Here is a 13,933-nt window from a genome sequence, read left to right on the forward strand (position 1 = left end):
GACTGTCAGTCTCCTGGCAATCTGTCACCTGCTTTTAATCAATCTGTCACTTTCACCGGCTCGGGGGCAGGCCGATGATGTGAGCAAGAGAAAAAGCTCAACGGGAGAATGATCTAATGACTATGTCGTCTATACTGAAGGCAGTCTGTTTTGCGTCGGCGACCGCATTGTTCGCGCAATCCGCGGCTGCCGAGAAAGTGCTAAAACTGGGAACGGTCGGTTTTATTGGCATGCCGATTGGTGATGCCATCGATCAGGCTTTGATCCCAACGCTGAACGAAGTGTCGGGCGGTCAGTTGACGATCGAGCCGCATTACCGCAAGTCGCTTTGCAGCGAGCAGACATGTGGCGAACAAGCGAACCAGGGACTTCTGGCGCTTTGGACAAGCTCCACGGCGAACTTTGGCAACTTCGGAACGGCGCTTGCTATTTTTGATTTGCCCTACATCTTCAAAAGCATTGAAGATGCTGACCGGATTTCGTCGGAGTGGTTGGCGGAGAAACAGTGTCAGGTCGCTGCCGAGGAAGCGGGTCATGTTTGTCTGACCGTCTATTCCTCGGGTGGTTTCCGGCAGCTGGGTAATGCGAATGGACCGGTGCGGGTGCCAGCGGACATGGAAGGGCTTAAGTGGCGCGTTACCAAGAGCCCAATTGAATACACGCTGGTCAAGAATTGGGGGGCTGTCCCCGTGCCGTATGACTGGGCGCAACTCTATCAGGGGTTACAGACCGGCGTTGTGTCTGGCCAGTATGTCGCAACTCCCTGGCAGCACGTGGCCAAGCTACATGAGGTTGCTCCATATTTTACCGAGATCGGTGGCTCGTGGTCTGGCAATCAGCTTTCCATCGACAAGCGCCAGTACGATGCGCTGACCGATCAGGAAAGGGAATGGCTGCACACAGCAGCGAAAGCGTTTGGCCAAAGAGTGCAGGAACTGGACCGCGAATGGGTCGAGGCGGGTGAGATTTCCATCAAGGAAACCGCAAAGGACTGGTATGTTCCGACCGAAGAAGAGCTGACACTCTGGCGTGCCGGGGCCATCGATGCCTGGCTGAATGCCAAGGGCACCTACGACCCAGTAACCGCGCGCCGCGTTCTAGAAGAACAGGGCATGAGCAATTTCATTGCTCAATTGGAAGCAGCGGGCGCGCTCTAAATCGAGCGGACCACGATTGAGATTGGCAAGGGCGCGGGATCGGGTTCCGCGCCCTTACATAACAACAAACTGCAGCGAGGCAGATTGAATGGAAAGCGTCGCACTTCTGACTATCCTGGTCGTGATGATCATGCTGGGCGCGCCTGTTGGCTTCGTGATGATCCTGATCCCGGTGGTCTATATCCTGATCACTGACGCTGCTCCGATGATCCTGATCCCCAGCCAGATGTTTCAGGCGATCGACTCGGTGCCGCTGACGGCCATTCCTTTCTTCATGCTGACCGGCGAGCTTATGACTTCGGCCACGATCACCGATCGTCTGGTGGATTTGAGCCAGCGGATCATCGGGCGGATGCGCGGCAGCATGGCGCAAGCCAATGTGCTGGTTTCCATGTTCTTTGCGGGAATGAACGGCTCGGTCGTGGCCGACACGGCGACGGTTGGGTCGCTCCTGGTGCCGGGTATGAAAAAGGCGGGATACCCGCCGGAATTCGCCGCAGCCATCACCGCAGTCAGTTCCACAATTGGCGGAATCATCCCTCCGTCCATCATGATGATCGTGTTAGCGAACGCTGGCGGCATCTCTGTCGGCGCATTGTTCGCAGGCGGGATCATACCGGGCCTGATGATTGGCGGGCTTCTGATGATAATCAACTATGTCATCGCGCGTCAGAAAAATTTCGAGCGCAGTGAGGAGCCCTTCAGTCTCAAAGGCATCGCCATTTCCGGGTACAAGTCGTCCTTTGCACTTCTGATCCCGGTGGTTCTGGTCGGCTCTGTCGTTTTCGGCATCGCCGGCGTGGTGGAGGCAGGTGCGTTGACAGCGACAATCGCACTGTTCGTGGGTCTGTTTATCTACCGCACCATCACTTGGACCAATTGTAAGAGTGCATTCGTGCGGGCCTTTCGCAACTCCGCGATGGTCTTCATCATTATCGCGGCGTCTGGCCCGTTCAGTTGGCTTCTGACCTCGCTGGGTGCGATCAGCCAGCTTGAACAATGGTTGCTAAGCTACACCTACAACCCGCTGGTTTTCGCACTGGTTCTGGTCCTGTTTATCTGTCTTCTGGGCATGGTGATGGACTCGGCGGCCAACATTATCGTGGCAGGCCCGGTCCTGGTGGACGTGATGGTCAAGGCGGGCTACCCGGACGTGCAGGCGGCATTGGTAGTCGTGGTGGGATTCCTGATCGGGTCGGTCACGCCGCCCGTAGGCGTTGCCTTCTTTACTGCGGGCGCCATCGCCGAAGTGCGGCTTGAGAAAGTCGCCCTCGCCATGCTTCCCTACCTGGTAGCGCTTTTCGTGTTGCTTTTCGTGCTGATCGTCGTTCCGGACATTACTATGTATCTTCCACGCGCTCTCGGCTTCGCGAGTTGAGAAAGGAGCTTCCGATGATTGCCGCCGTAAAGTTCATCGACAATGCCGTCAAGAAGACGCTGACCGCCTTTTGCGCGGTGCTGCTTCTGGCGATGGTGGCCTTCACGGTCTACTCGGTCGTGATGCGTTATGTCTTCAAGGACCCGCCGATCTGGGGTGATCTTCTGACAGTGCTAAGCAACATCTGGCTGGTCTTCTTCGCACTCGCCCTCACTGTTCGGGATAAAGACCATATCGCGCTTGACCTGATCTACAACTGGCTTCCACGAAAGGCGGCGTTCTTTATCCAACAGTTCTGGACTGCCGTGATTTTCTGCCTGGGCATCGTGATGATCGTCTGGGGTATCGAGGCGGTGCAGACCATGGGCGGCAAATACTGGGAGATGTGGTATTTCACCTGGGAGGACGGCGGTATCGTTTTCAAGCCAAACTACATGCCCAAGAAATTCGCCATCGCGATTGTGCCCATTTCGGGTTTTCTCGTCTGCGTTGCCGCCGTTGCTTCTGTAATCGAGGACAGCTTGCGTCTGAAGGCCGGCACATATCGTCAATCTGGTGATCTAGATGCCTTCGAATAATGTCCAATCCCGGTGGAGAACTGCAGTCGCAGTGATAGGTGTCAGGAAACGTGTTCCCGAAGATGCCGCTCTTGTTTTTGCGCTCGCAGCGAATGTTGGGCTGCGACCGTAGCATTCAAAAGGCAGGGTCAGCGGCAGCACTGGGCCGAACCAAGAGTTTAATATGTTTGCTAGAATGCCCTTGAAATGTATGTATAAAAGCCTGCGTTGACCGTGATGATTTTGAGAAATTTCTTGGTCGACCTTCATGATCCACGATCAGCTTTTCGCCCCGCCACGCACTTGGCGCATCTGCCGGATCAATGTCCGATGGCTCCCAATCTTCCTTTGGCGTCGAATTCTGTTTGCTCGCATCTGCCTCAATCAGACTGGCATCAACCGCCATGCGCTGGTCGCTGATGAGACCCTCCTTAATGCAGCGTGCCACGGTCGTCTCGAACAGATGACGCGGCAGTTCATTCTCGCGGAAACGCCGATGCCGGTTCTTCGAGAACGTCGAGTCATCCGGGATATGCGCTGTCTGCTGCGCACGAGTATCGTCACACTGCCAACGATTCCGCTTCGATTTACCAGTTGTTAACCAGCTTTGCGCATGGTCGCAGAAAAAGGGTAACGCAGTGCGTCGATGAAAAGAAAGATCGTCAATCAACTCAAGGAGTTCATCGCTACGGAAAAGACAAGGTTCGGTAAGCTGGTTACGTATGATGAGCAGGCAGGCTTTTCGGAAGAGGCGGCACAGGGGCTTAGGGATCTGGACGCTCGCACGCCTCCACCCGATGCTGTGATTGATACAGCGTTTTCTCCGTCTTATGTGCACCGTGATCGGTTGTCGCCCAGCAACGCAGCCGGCGGCGGCCTGATCGTGGGTGATGATGGCGCAAAACGCCCGCATTATTGGGGGCACCGGAAACGCCTCAGGGACCGGTTCCTTAAGGGTGGCCATGAGCCAATGCCGGAATATGAGTTGCTGGAACTGTTGCTGTTCAACGCAATTCCGAAGATTGATGTAAAACCTCTGGCCAAACGCTTATTGGCGGAATTTGGCGATTTGAACGGAGTCGTCGCGGCGTCGCAGCACCGAATTCTTCAGGTCGAGGGGGCAGATGACTGGGTGTACTACCATCTTCGGGTGATCGAAGTCTTCGGTCACCGCATGGCGCAGGCGCAGGTCATGAAGCGCGATGTGGTATCTTCTTGGGATGCGCTGGTGACCTATTGTCGGACGGCCATGGCGCACCGGGAGGTCGAACAATTCCGTGTTCTGTATCTGGACCGTAAGAACATACTGATTTCGGATGAGGAGCAGGCAAAAGGCACGGTTGACCATGTGCCGGTCTACCCGCGGGAGATCGTCAAGCGAGCTTTGGAGCTCAACGCCAGTTCGCTTATCCTTGTTCACAATCACCCATCCGGCGATCCTACACCAAGCCGATCAGATATCGAGATGACCGATCGTGTGCTAGACGCGTGCGATACGCTTGGTATGCTCGTCCATGACCATGTTATCATTGGAAAAAAAGAAGAATACTCATTCAGTGCAAACGGCTTGCTACAAAGACATTAGCAAAGAGTTTTGACCGGTGATGTTTGATTTATTGAAGCGATCCGGGATGAGGTTGTGCGCAGAATGAACCATGCTTTGGCGAGGTTATATGCGGGCTAAGCGATTATCGTTTGACCGTCTTCAAAAGAGATCCTGCGTGCTGCGACCAAACCCGACCCTAACGCAGTTTGCGTGACAGTCCACAGTTCAGCAAGTCTTACAGAACGAGCACCCTACTTCGGGTGAGCGGCGTTTTTATCACATTCAATGGGCTCCGCGCCATCAACAACCTTTCCTTCCAGATCGGTGAGGCAGAGTGGCGTGCTGTCATTGGTCCAATCCGGTATCTCAGAGCCACGAACGTAATGGCAATTGTTTTGGTTGAGCAATGTTTCGACTTTGCCTCTGACCTTGTCGACAAACTGGTCGTGTTGCGGCGTGGAGAAGTCATGGTCAAAGGTGCAAGGGAAGAGCTGACACGTGATCTGGCCCAGGCAGGCAGTTAAAGCTTAGTTGATCGGATTTGAATCCCTTCTGCAACAATCTTTGTTATGTTTGAATTTGGTCTCTTTTTTGCCGGAATTCGGATTGATAAAGAGCCACTGTTAGTAAGTGTGTGTTTCGGGATGAGTTCGGGCAGATGAAATCAGAACATAGAGGTTGTATCGCGATATCATGGGCGCAGACCGAGCTTGATGAGCTTGAAGCGGCGCCTTTGGAGTCTTTGATGGTTGGAGCGGCCTGGTCCTGGCGTGGGCAATCCGTGGTTTTGGCCACAAGCTTAGAGCAAAGCATCGAACGCGTTGGTGCGATGGGTGCGGCCTCGTCTTCTGTAGCAGATCGATTCGCTGTTATCCGGGAAATCACAGGCGATACCTGCGCCTCAGTCGTTCTGTCCAACGGGGCGCAGCAGTTCTGCGCTGATCTGGTGATGCAGGAGGGTGACGTTAACCCTACATTTGTATTTGAAAACGGCTGCCCCGCGCGGGACCAGTTGTTTTGGATCAGCGAAGTGTCGCACTATGTCACGCCTGCTTCGGCGCGCGTTACACCAGATGCGAATGTCGTAAGCTTTCCTCACCCAGGTTTTTCCTGAACTCTTCTTCCTTCGATACCTGCATGGGTTTGGACGTGTTTGGTCTGATTGATCCATGATGTGCGTATGCCTTGTGGGTTCGAAGCATTTACTCCCGAATTCGCATGTTGACTCTGATCTCTTTGCAGATATAAGCGCGGCTTCATTGGTGTTGGTGGCCCCCGCAAGGGGATGCCTGTCATGGGGGAAACCTCAAGAGGACAACGCCCTTCATTGTTGCGGTGCGGCCGAAACTATCTCGCATCGGGTTGAGCGGAAACGCTATTGCAGCCCGAAAAGTGGGAACCGGTTTTTTGGATCAAGCTGCAATGCCACTAAAGAAGGAGATCAGCCGTGACCAAACGCACGTCTGCCAAGTACAAAATCGACCGCCGGATGGGCGAAAACATCTGGGGTCGTCCGAAATCCCCGATCAACCGTCGTGAATATGGCCCCGGCCAGCACGGTCAGCGCCGCAAGGGTAAACTGTCGGACTTCGGTCTGCAGCTGCGCGCCAAGCAGAAGCTGAAAGGCTACTACGGCGACCTGACCGAGAAGCAGTTCCGCCGCATCTACGCGGAAGCTGAGCGTGTCAAGGGCGATACCGGTGAAAACCTGATTGGCCTGCTGGAGCGCCGTCTGGACGCTGTTGTTTACCGCGCCAAGTTCGTGCCGACCGTGTTTGCCGCGCGTCAGTTCGTGAACCATGGCCACGTCAAAGTGAACGGTAAGCGGGTAAACATCCCGTCCTACCGCGTCAAAGAAGGCGACGTGATCGAAGTGCGTGACAAGTCCAAGCAACTGGCCATTGTTCTGGAAGCCGCTGCACTGGCCGAGCGTGATGTGCCTGATTACATCGACGCCGATCACTCGAAGATGACCGCGACTTTTGTGCGCGCACCAGGCCTGGGCGATGTGCCTTACCCGGTGATGATGGAACCGAACCTGGTCGTCGAATTCTACGCGAAGAACTGATCTTCTCATTTCGATGTGGAATACAGAGCCGCACCTTCGAGTGCGGCTCTTTTCGGTTTCAGCCCAAGAGAACGATATCCGAGGCCCCTGCGCTCCGACGCAAGTCGTGGACATTCTTCAGCTCTGGGTCGTTGATCCATCCGAGCGCTGCCTCCCGGTTGGGAAACGAAAGCAGGGCAGCAACGTCGGGCAGATCCGGCGTGCCGTCCAAAGCAGTTGTTTCTGCTGTGGCGTGTTCTACCTTGCCGCCGTGACGTGCGAGAGCGGGCCCGGCCTGCTCGCGATAAGAGGTGAGTGCGTCGGGGTTCTTTACGGTTAGTTTTGCGTACGCATAGATCATGGCTTTGCTCCTTGATGTGTGCACAAAAGCTAAGGTCTGACCCATTCTGCGAAAACGCGTGCTTTTGCACCATCAGTATGCAAACTTGCATATATGGACGTTCATTGGGATGATTACCGTGCCATACTTGCCGTCGTAAGACGGCGAACCCTATCCGCTGCGGCAGAAGAACTGGGTGTCAACTACACGACTGTTGCACGTCGTATCGCCCGCGCTGAAGCGGCGACAGGGGAAGTGCTCTTTGAACGATTGGCGGACGGGTACCGGCCGACAGAAGCGGGGCATTTGGTGGCGCTGCACGCTGCCCGGATGGAAAGCGCGGAGCATGCGATGCTGCGTGGTTTGTCGGGTCGAGATGTCCGGCTGGAAGGGCAACTGACCTTAACTGCACCGCAATTGCTGGTTGCCCATGTACTGGCCCCGGCGCTGGGCGAGTTTGCCCTAAAACACCCTTCAGTGACGCTGCAGGTGCGCGCGGCAAACGAGATCTTGGATCTCAACCGGCGCGAAGCCGATATCGCGATCCGGATCAGTCGCGATCCCGGAGATACCTTGAAAGGGTTGCGTCTGACACAACAGCATAGCGCATGTTTCGCCACTGCTGACTGGGCGGCGCGAATGCTGCAGGACCCGGAAGCACCTGTGGATTGGTTGCTTTATGAAAAGCAAACAAGCCTACCCGATGGCGTCGGCCGAACCTATCCAAACTCGCGCATATACATGCGCTTTGACGATATGGTCGCGATGGCTGGTGCGGCGCAATCAGGTCTCGGAGTTGTTCGTATGCCGCTGTTTCTGGGTCGCTCTCTTGAGGGCCTGGTGCAAGTTCCGATCCTTTTGCCGCAACCCTACGCGGACATCTGGATCGTGGCGCATCCGGATGTTTGGCCCTCAGCAAAACTGGAAGCATTCCGAAAGATCACTGTACCCTTTTTCAGGCAAAGACGCCCGCTGTTTACAGCGTGATCAAATCGGCAGCGGGCGTCCCTCGGCGATGGCTTCCATAGCGAAGTAAGATGTGACGCTGTCCAGTTCGACCTTTTCGATCAAGCGTTGATAGACCTTGTCGTAGGATGCCATATCCTGCGTGACGACTTTGAGCTGGTAGTCATAATCCCCGCCGATACGGTGGAAATCCACCACTTCGGGGATCGTCAATACGTGACGCCGGAAGGCCTGTAACCAGTCGGCCGAGTGGTGACGCGTGCGGAGCATGACAAAAACCACAAGCGTCAGGCCCAGTTTCTCGCGTGCGATACGCGCAGTTGAACCGATCAGCACCCCGTTTTCATTCAGGGCCTTCAGTCGTCGCCAGCAGGCATTCTGAGACAGGCCGACGCGGTCCGCCAGCTCACGCTGAGACAGTGTGGCGTCTTTTTGTAGTTCTTTGAGAATGCGTGTGTCTATTTGATCTAAATTTAAGGACATAACTAATCATATGACACAAATAGAAAGAAATCTACGCAAAATTAGAGAGGGTTTTTCCAATTCTGATCAATCATCTTGGTGGCATAGTAAGGAGCGATGCCATGACCCTGTCCAGATTTCGTGCGGAACTCAGTTCCACCACTCAAAATTCCAATCTGCGCGACGGATTGATCGGAGAGAACGTTCAGATCCCCGGTTTGAATGGGGATGTCCCGCTTGTATATGCGGACTATGTAGCTTCAGGTCGCGCGTTGCAGCAGGTCGAAGACTATGTGGCCCACCATGTTCTGCCGTTCTATGCCAATAGCCACACCGAGGCCTCGTATTGCGGATCGTATATGACCGGTCTGCGCCGCGAAGCACGCGCCGAAATTGCCCGCATCGTGGGTGCTGCCGAGAAAGACGCTGTGATCTTCACCGGGTCGGGCGCAACTGCAGGGTTGAACCGTCTGGTCAATTTGCTGGGCGTAGAGGACGCAGCGCAGCCGGTTGTTTTGATTGGCCCTTATGAGCATCATTCGAACATTCTGCCATGGCGGGAAAGCAAGGCACGCGTCATTGAAATTTCCGAAGCCGATGGGGGTGGCGTTGATCTGGAGGCGTTGGAAGAGGCGCTGTTGGCGCATGCAGATGCTGATCTGGTGATCGGGTCTTTTTCTGCAGCTTCGAATGTCACGGGCATCATCACCGACCCGGACCCGGTTACGCGGATTCTCAAGGCGCATGGCGCGCTGGCCGTTTGGGATTATGCCGGGGGTGGGCCATACCTGCCGATGGATATGGGCCCAGAGGATGCGCGCAAGGATGCGATCGTGGTTTCTCCGCATAAGTTTCCCGGTGGGCCGGGGGCATCCGGTGTCTTGATCGTGAACGAGCCGGCGGTGCAACGGCGCTGCCCAAGTTGGCCAGGCGGGGGAACCGTCAGTTTCGTGTCGCCCTGGCGTCATGACTACAGTGACGATCTGTCGACACGGGAAGAGGCCGGAACGCCCAATGTGATCGGCGACATCCGTGCGGCGCTGGCCTTTATCGTCAAGGATGTTGTTGGCACTGATGAGATCGCCCGGCGCGAAGTGCAGTTCAATCAGATGGCGCTGGACGGTTGGAAAGACAATCCCAATCTGACCTTGCTGGGGGTCGAAGCCGCGCATCGGCTGCCGATCTTCTCGTTCCTGATCCGGGACAACTCTGGCCAGCCGGTGCACCAACAGCTGTTCACCCGGATGCTGAGCGATGTCTATGGCATTCAGGCGCGCGGCGGTTGCGCCTGTGCGGGCCCCTATGCGCATCGTTTGCTGGGGATCGAACGCGCCGCGTCGGACGAGCTGCATGCAGCGCTCTCTGCTGGGGAAGAGATGAAGAAGCCAGGTTGGGTGCGTTTGAACTTCTCATACCTCATGAGCGAAGAGACGGTTCAGTTCATCATAGACAGCGTCAATGACCTGTCCCGCCGGACCGAGGAGTTTACGCCCTACTACAACGCCGACCCGGTGACGGCGCGTTTCAAGGCTGCATAGGGGAATTGCCGCTTTTCTCAATCTCTTGAGACAGGTATGAGAGGCCCATTGAACGGAGCCTCTCATGACCAAGATCACCCCACAACCCGGCATTATGGATATCGCGCTCTATCAGGGCGGGCAGTCGCATGTGGCCGGAGTGGAGCATGTGATCAAGCTGAGTTCGAACGAAAACCCATTTGGGCCAAGCCCCAAGGCAATCGAGGCGGTGCGAGACAGCGCGGCTACTCTGCATCGCTATCCCAGTACCGATCACGCCAGCCTGCGTGCGGCTATCGGCGCGCGGCACGGGTTGGATCCGGCGCGGATTGTCTGCGGTGTCGGCAGTGATGAGGTGCTGCAATTCATCGCGCAGGCCTATGCAGGGCTGGGGGATGAGGTCATCTATACCGAGCACGGATTCTCAATGTACCCGATCATCGCGCGCATGGCCGGGGCGACACCCGTTATGGTGGCCGAGCGGGACCGCAAGGTGGATGTGGATGCCATTCTGTCTGCCGTGACCGGGCAAACACGGATCGTATTTGTCACAAACCCAGGCAATCCAACCTCGACCATGATCTCGGATGACGAACTGGAGCGTCTGGCGCAGGGTCTGCCCGACACTTGCCTGATGGTTCTGGATGGGGCCTATGCCGAGTTTGTGGACGGGTTTGATGGCGGAGCCTCACTGGTCGACGCCTATGAGAATGTGATCATGACCCGGACCTTTTCGAAAGTGTACGGTCTGGGCGGTATGCGGGTTGGTTGGGGCTATGCGCATCAGGCCATTGTCGATGTGCTGAACCGGGTCCGACAGCCCTTCAACCTGTCGCTGACCGCTCTGGCCGCGGCAGAGGCTGCAGTGAACGACTTGGAATTCCTGTCCTTCTGTCAGGCAGAAAACGCGCGGTGGCGTGTGTGGTTGAGTGAGGAGCTTGCCAAAATCGGTGTGCCCTCGGACCAATCCTGTACCAATTTCATCCTGGCGCGCTTTGCCGACAGGGCCGAAGCCGAAGCCTGTGACGACTATCTGAAAACGCAGGGTTTGATTGTGCGACGGGTTGCGGGCTACAACCTGCCAAACGCTTTGCGGATCACCGTGGGTGATGAGCAAGGCTGTCGCCGCGTCGTTGCGGCGATCACTGCATTCAAAGAGGGCGCCGCATGAGCCAGATTTATGACCGCGTTGCGCTGATCGGGCTGGGCCTGATCGCCTCGTCCATGTTCTGGGCCATCAAACGCGCCGGTCTGGCCGGAGAGGTCACTGGCTATGCGCGGTCCGAGGCGACCCGTGAGACGGCCCGCAAGATCGGCCTATGCGACCGTGTTTGTGACACAGTGCGCCAGGCCGTGGAAGGGGCCGATCTGGTGGTGCTCTGTGTCCCGGTCGGTGCGATGGGGGCGGTGGCCGAGGAGATTGCGCCTGTTTTGAAGCCCGGTGCAACGGTCTCGGATGTTGGGTCGGTCAAACGTCACGTCATCCAAAGCGTCCAACCGCATATTCCCGAAGGTGTGCATTTCATCCCGGCGCACCCGTTGGCAGGGACTGAGCATTCCGGGCCCGAGTCCGGCTTTGCCGAGCTGTTCGACAATCGCTGGTGTCTGCTGGTTCCTGTTAAAGGCACTGATCCGGGTGCGATTTCCCGCTTGCGCGGGTTGTGGGAGGGTATGGGCTCGAATGTCGATGAGATGGACGCGGATCACCATGATCTGGTTCTGGCTGTCACCTCGCATGCGCCGCACCTCATCGCTTACACAATGGTCGGGGTTGCGGATGATCTGCGTCGGGTGACGGATACCGAGGTCATCAAATACTCGGCTGCCGGCTTCCGTGACTTTACGCGTATCGCGGCTTCGGACCCGACGATGTGGCGGGATGTGTTCCTGTCCAACAAAGACGCGACACTGGAAATTCTGGGGCGGTTCACTGAGGAACTTTTTGCCTTGCAACGCGCCATTCGCACCGGGGATGGAGAGCACCTGTTTGACTATTTCACCCGCACGCGGGCGATCCGGAGGGGTATTATCGATGCGGGTCAGGATACGGATGCGCCGGATTTTGGCCGGGGGAAGATCGGATCATGAGGCCGATTGCTGGGCGCGTTCTGATCGTGATAGCCGCACTCTGGTGTGGCACCAGCCACGCGTCAGCACCCGAGCAATCGTTGGTCCCCATCGCGCGCCCGTCAGAAACTGTCGCTCTGGCGGCTATTACCAGTCGGACGGCAGCACCGATAAGTATCCCAAACATGCGGCCCGTCCCGCGACCTGTGTCGCCTCAGATCGCCGCTGTTGCTGCACGACCGTCTGATCTGCCGCTGTTAAGCCCGGATACCTCTTTGATGCCGTATGCGCGCCCAGAGGCTTTGGAACAGCAGATTTTGTTCAAGAAACGTAAGCTGCGCAAAGGCTCGGTCTGTGGGGATATTGCGATACAGGGCAAGCCTGTGGGTCGTGTGACCAGCAAGACCAAGGCTTGCGGGGTTAAAGATGCTGTACAGATCACCTCGGTCTCGGGCGTCACGCTCAGCCGGGCGTCTACGATGGATTGCGGTACGGCGATCGCACTGAATAAATGGGTCGATAAAACCGTCAAACCGACATTCAAGCGACGCGGGCCGGTGGTGCAGTTGCAGGTGGCGGCCCACTACGCCTGTCGGACCCGCAACAATCGCAAAGGCGCGCGGATATCTGAGCATGGTAAGGGCCGTGCCATTGATATCTCGGGCTTTGTCATGGCGGACGGAGAGGTTGTGACTGTCTTGAACGGATGGCGCAAGAACCCGTCGCAAAAGCAGCTCAAAAAGATCTGGCGTGGGGCTTGCGGGCCGTTTGGCACGGTTCTGGGCCCTAACTCAGATCGGTATCACCGGGACCATTTCCATCTGGATACGGCCCGCTATCGCAGCGGTTCCTACTGCCGCTAACGCAGGATCAGGCGCGGTGCTGGCCCCAAGGGTAGGGGGCCCAATGCCACGAACCCGTCGCGGAAATTCAATTGCAGATCCAGCGCATTTGGATTGCCACCCAGCCCCGCCAGAAAGTTCAGCGCCCGAGTAACCGGATCAACAGCTTGATCGGGCAGAGCCCCCGCTGCATTGGCCATTGCGATCATATCGCGCCAGTTCTCGGCCTTGACCGCGATTTCACCGGTCGGGATGCCCTGAGCATCCACATCCAGTTCACCCGCGGCAAACAAACGAAGCTCACCCCATTTTATTTCGGCCAGTTTCAACGTGATTTCGACAGGTTGAGGGCGGTTCTGTTCAATGGCGGTTCGATCCCACGGTTTGTCAAAAACGGTCACCATATCCAGTTCCAGCGTCTCAAATCGTTGAGGTAGCGAAGTGGCCGAATGCATGAGCGCCCGCAGGTCGTTCCCCGGCGCAAAGCCATCGATCTGCGCGGTGATCGCATAGGCTTCGGACGCATCTGTCTGTTCCATAATCAGGCTTAGCGTATTGCCACCTGCCAGCGCATCGGCGTCATCAGTGATTTGCCAGGGTCCTGCTGTCAGCGCCATCTTCTCCAGCACCAGTGCCACACCGGGTTGCAGCTGCAGTTCAGCTTGCAGATCATCAGCAGCGATGGTGGCCGTTTGATCAAAATAGGACAAGCGCTGAGGTGTTTCGGCAAACCGCAGGATCTGGCGTCCAGGCCAGATGGCGGGGCTTTTGAATTCGATCCAGTCCGCGCTCCACGCGGTTCCGGTGGCGGGATCGGCCAGTGCGGGGCTGTTCAGGCGGGTAACGTGATGTCCGGGAAAGCCCGAGGTTTCAACGTCGGCGAATTCTGATTGCCATCCGCGCGCCTGCTGCGCATCAAACCAGTTGGTGATCGCATTGCGCAGCCCATAACCCGCAACGAACCAATACAGGCTCCATAGGGTGATGATGAAAAAGAGAACTCGTATCAGTCGGCGCATCCGCTTTGGCCTTTTTCCTGCCTCGGATTTGATGT

The 13,933-nt window shown here is 56.6% G+C and carries 15 protein-coding genes and 1 pseudogene; 12 read left to right on the forward strand and 4 right to left on the reverse strand.

The genetic code is table 11. The annotated features are described in order from the left end of the window. Nucleotides 1–116: 116 nt before the first annotated feature. The 3 genes from AC2FGE_RS16140 (at nt 117) to AC2FGE_RS16150 (ending at nt 3,113) form a co-directional block, all read left to right on the forward strand. Complete coding sequence (locus AC2FGE_RS16140; protein WP_496820258.1) at nt 117–1,157, forward strand: TRAP transporter substrate-binding protein; 1,041 nt, start codon at nt 117–119, stop codon at nt 1,155–1,157. An 88-nt stretch (nt 1,158–1,245) separates the two neighbouring features. Continuing rightward, nucleotides 1,246–2,535 carry a TRAP transporter large permease gene (locus tag AC2FGE_RS16145; RefSeq protein WP_496820259.1) on the forward strand — a complete coding sequence of 430 codons (1,290 nt, stop codon included), beginning with the start codon at nt 1,246–1,248 and terminating at the stop codon, nt 2,533–2,535. Between the two features lie 14 nt (nt 2,536–2,549). Then, nucleotides 2,550–3,113: a TRAP transporter small permease gene (locus AC2FGE_RS16150; RefSeq protein ID WP_496820260.1), complete on the forward strand. Its 564-nt coding sequence runs from the start codon at nt 2,550–2,552 to the stop codon at nt 3,111–3,113. 271 nt (nt 3,114–3,384) lie between these two features. On the opposite strand, the pseudogene AC2FGE_RS16155 reads toward AC2FGE_RS16150, so the two are convergent. After that, nucleotides 3,385–3,666 (reverse strand): annotated as a pseudogene (locus AC2FGE_RS16155) (transposase); the annotation flags it as partial. Between the two features lie 72 nt (nt 3,667–3,738). Here AC2FGE_RS16155 and radC point away from each other — a divergent pair. The 4 genes from radC to rpsD all read left to right on the forward strand — a co-directional run bounded on the left by radC (nt 3,739) and on the right by rpsD (nt 6,706). Continuing rightward, nucleotides 3,739–4,677, forward strand: a complete 939-nt coding sequence (radC, locus tag AC2FGE_RS16160) for a RadC family protein (RefSeq protein ID WP_496820261.1) — start codon at nt 3,739–3,741, stop codon at nt 4,675–4,677. Between the two features lie 221 nt (nt 4,678–4,898). Next, nucleotides 4,899–5,162 carry a hypothetical protein gene (locus tag AC2FGE_RS16165; RefSeq protein WP_496820377.1) on the forward strand — a complete coding sequence of 88 codons (264 nt, stop codon included), beginning with the start codon at nt 4,899–4,901 and terminating at the stop codon, nt 5,160–5,162. A 134-nt stretch (nt 5,163–5,296) separates the two neighbouring features. After that, a complete protein-coding gene (locus AC2FGE_RS16170) occupies nt 5,297–5,752 on the forward strand; it encodes a hypothetical protein (protein WP_496820262.1) in 456 nt (151 codons plus the stop codon). A 333-nt stretch (nt 5,753–6,085) separates the two neighbouring features. Further along, a complete protein-coding gene (gene rpsD / locus AC2FGE_RS16175; RefSeq protein WP_496820263.1) occupies nt 6,086–6,706 on the forward strand; it encodes a 30S ribosomal protein S4 in 621 nt (206 codons plus the stop codon). A 58-nt stretch (nt 6,707–6,764) separates the two neighbouring features. Here rpsD and AC2FGE_RS16180 read toward each other — a convergent pair whose 3' ends face one another. Next, entirely contained in the window at nt 6,765–7,046 is a 282-nt protein-coding gene (locus AC2FGE_RS16180; RefSeq protein WP_496820264.1) for a DUF1330 domain-containing protein, read from the reverse strand. A 93-nt stretch (nt 7,047–7,139) separates the two neighbouring features. Between AC2FGE_RS16180 and AC2FGE_RS16185 the strand changes: the two genes are divergently transcribed. Beyond that, on the forward strand, nt 7,140–8,012 hold the full coding sequence (locus tag AC2FGE_RS16185; RefSeq protein ID WP_496820265.1) for a LysR family transcriptional regulator: 873 nt from the start codon (nt 7,140–7,142) through the stop codon (nt 8,010–8,012). On the opposite strand, the gene AC2FGE_RS16190 is transcribed toward AC2FGE_RS16185, so the two are convergent. After that, complete coding sequence (locus AC2FGE_RS16190) at nt 8,013–8,474, reverse strand: Lrp/AsnC family transcriptional regulator (RefSeq protein WP_496820266.1); 462 nt, start codon at nt 8,472–8,474, stop codon at nt 8,013–8,015. A 101-nt stretch (nt 8,475–8,575) separates the two neighbouring features. On the opposite strand from AC2FGE_RS16190, the gene AC2FGE_RS16195 reads away from it, so the two are divergent. The 4 genes from AC2FGE_RS16195 (at nt 8,576) to AC2FGE_RS16210 (ending at nt 12,900) form a co-directional block, all read left to right on the forward strand. Next, nucleotides 8,576–9,991 carry an aminotransferase class V-fold PLP-dependent enzyme gene (locus AC2FGE_RS16195; protein WP_496820267.1) on the forward strand — a complete coding sequence of 472 codons (1,416 nt, stop codon included), beginning with the start codon at nt 8,576–8,578 and terminating at the stop codon, nt 9,989–9,991. Between the two features lie 64 nt (nt 9,992–10,055). Beyond that, complete coding sequence (hisC, locus tag AC2FGE_RS16200) at nt 10,056–11,141, forward strand: histidinol-phosphate transaminase (protein ID WP_496820268.1); 1,086 nt, start codon at nt 10,056–10,058, stop codon at nt 11,139–11,141. Next, nucleotides 11,138–12,058, forward strand: coding sequence for a prephenate/arogenate dehydrogenase family protein (locus AC2FGE_RS16205; RefSeq protein WP_496820270.1), 921 nt, complete (start codon nt 11,138–11,140; stop codon nt 12,056–12,058). Before hisC ends, AC2FGE_RS16205 begins: the two co-directional genes overlap by 4 nt. Beyond that, nucleotides 12,055–12,900 (forward strand): extensin-like domain-containing protein, encoded by an 846-nt coding sequence (locus AC2FGE_RS16210; RefSeq protein ID WP_496820272.1) that lies wholly within the window; start codon nt 12,055–12,057, stop codon nt 12,898–12,900. The genes AC2FGE_RS16205 and AC2FGE_RS16210 overlap by 4 nt, the downstream gene beginning before the upstream one ends. Here the strand turns inward: AC2FGE_RS16210 and AC2FGE_RS16215 are convergent. Next, a complete protein-coding gene (locus AC2FGE_RS16215; protein ID WP_496820273.1) occupies nt 12,897–13,898 on the reverse strand; it encodes a DUF2125 domain-containing protein in 1,002 nt (333 codons plus the stop codon). The two genes, AC2FGE_RS16210 and AC2FGE_RS16215, sit on opposite strands and share 4 nt — an antisense overlap. Between the last annotated feature and the right edge of the window lie 35 nt (nt 13,899–13,933).

Source organism: Ruegeria sp. YTSA075, from assembly GCF_059610245.1.

What these genes read in the sequence shown, in the direction of transcription:
- AC2FGE_RS16195 (WP_496820267.1), top strand. Translation starts at nt 8,576, where the DNA reads ATGACCCTGTCCAGATTTCGTGCGGAACTCAGTTCCACCACTCAAAAT.
- AC2FGE_RS16140 (WP_496820258.1), top strand. Translation starts at nt 117, where the DNA reads ATGACTATGTCGTCTATACTGAAGGCAGTCTGTTTTGCGTCGGCGACC.
- AC2FGE_RS16185 (WP_496820265.1), top strand. Translation starts at nt 7,140, where the DNA reads ATGGACGTTCATTGGGATGATTACCGTGCCATACTTGCCGTCGTAAGA.
- hisC (WP_496820268.1), top strand. Translation starts at nt 10,056, where the DNA reads ATGACCAAGATCACCCCACAACCCGGCATTATGGATATCGCGCTCTAT.
- radC (WP_496820261.1), top strand. Translation starts at nt 3,739, where the DNA reads ATGAAAAGAAAGATCGTCAATCAACTCAAGGAGTTCATCGCTACGGAA.
- AC2FGE_RS16205 (WP_496820270.1), top strand. Translation starts at nt 11,138, where the DNA reads ATGAGCCAGATTTATGACCGCGTTGCGCTGATCGGGCTGGGCCTGATC.
- AC2FGE_RS16150 (WP_496820260.1), top strand. Translation starts at nt 2,550, where the DNA reads ATGATTGCCGCCGTAAAGTTCATCGACAATGCCGTCAAGAAGACGCTG.
- AC2FGE_RS16210 (WP_496820272.1), top strand. Translation starts at nt 12,055, where the DNA reads ATGAGGCCGATTGCTGGGCGCGTTCTGATCGTGATAGCCGCACTCTGG.
- AC2FGE_RS16180 (WP_496820264.1), bottom strand. Translation starts at nt 7,046, where the DNA reads ATGATCTATGCGTACGCAAAACTAACCGTAAAGAACCCCGACGCACTC.
- AC2FGE_RS16190 (WP_496820266.1), bottom strand. Translation starts at nt 8,474, where the DNA reads ATGTCCTTAAATTTAGATCAAATAGACACACGCATTCTCAAAGAACTA.
- AC2FGE_RS16215 (WP_496820273.1), bottom strand. Translation starts at nt 13,898, where the DNA reads ATGCGCCGACTGATACGAGTTCTCTTTTTCATCATCACCCTATGGAGC.
- AC2FGE_RS16170 (WP_496820262.1), top strand. Translation starts at nt 5,297, where the DNA reads ATGAAATCAGAACATAGAGGTTGTATCGCGATATCATGGGCGCAGACC.
- AC2FGE_RS16145 (WP_496820259.1), top strand. Translation starts at nt 1,246, where the DNA reads ATGGAAAGCGTCGCACTTCTGACTATCCTGGTCGTGATGATCATGCTG.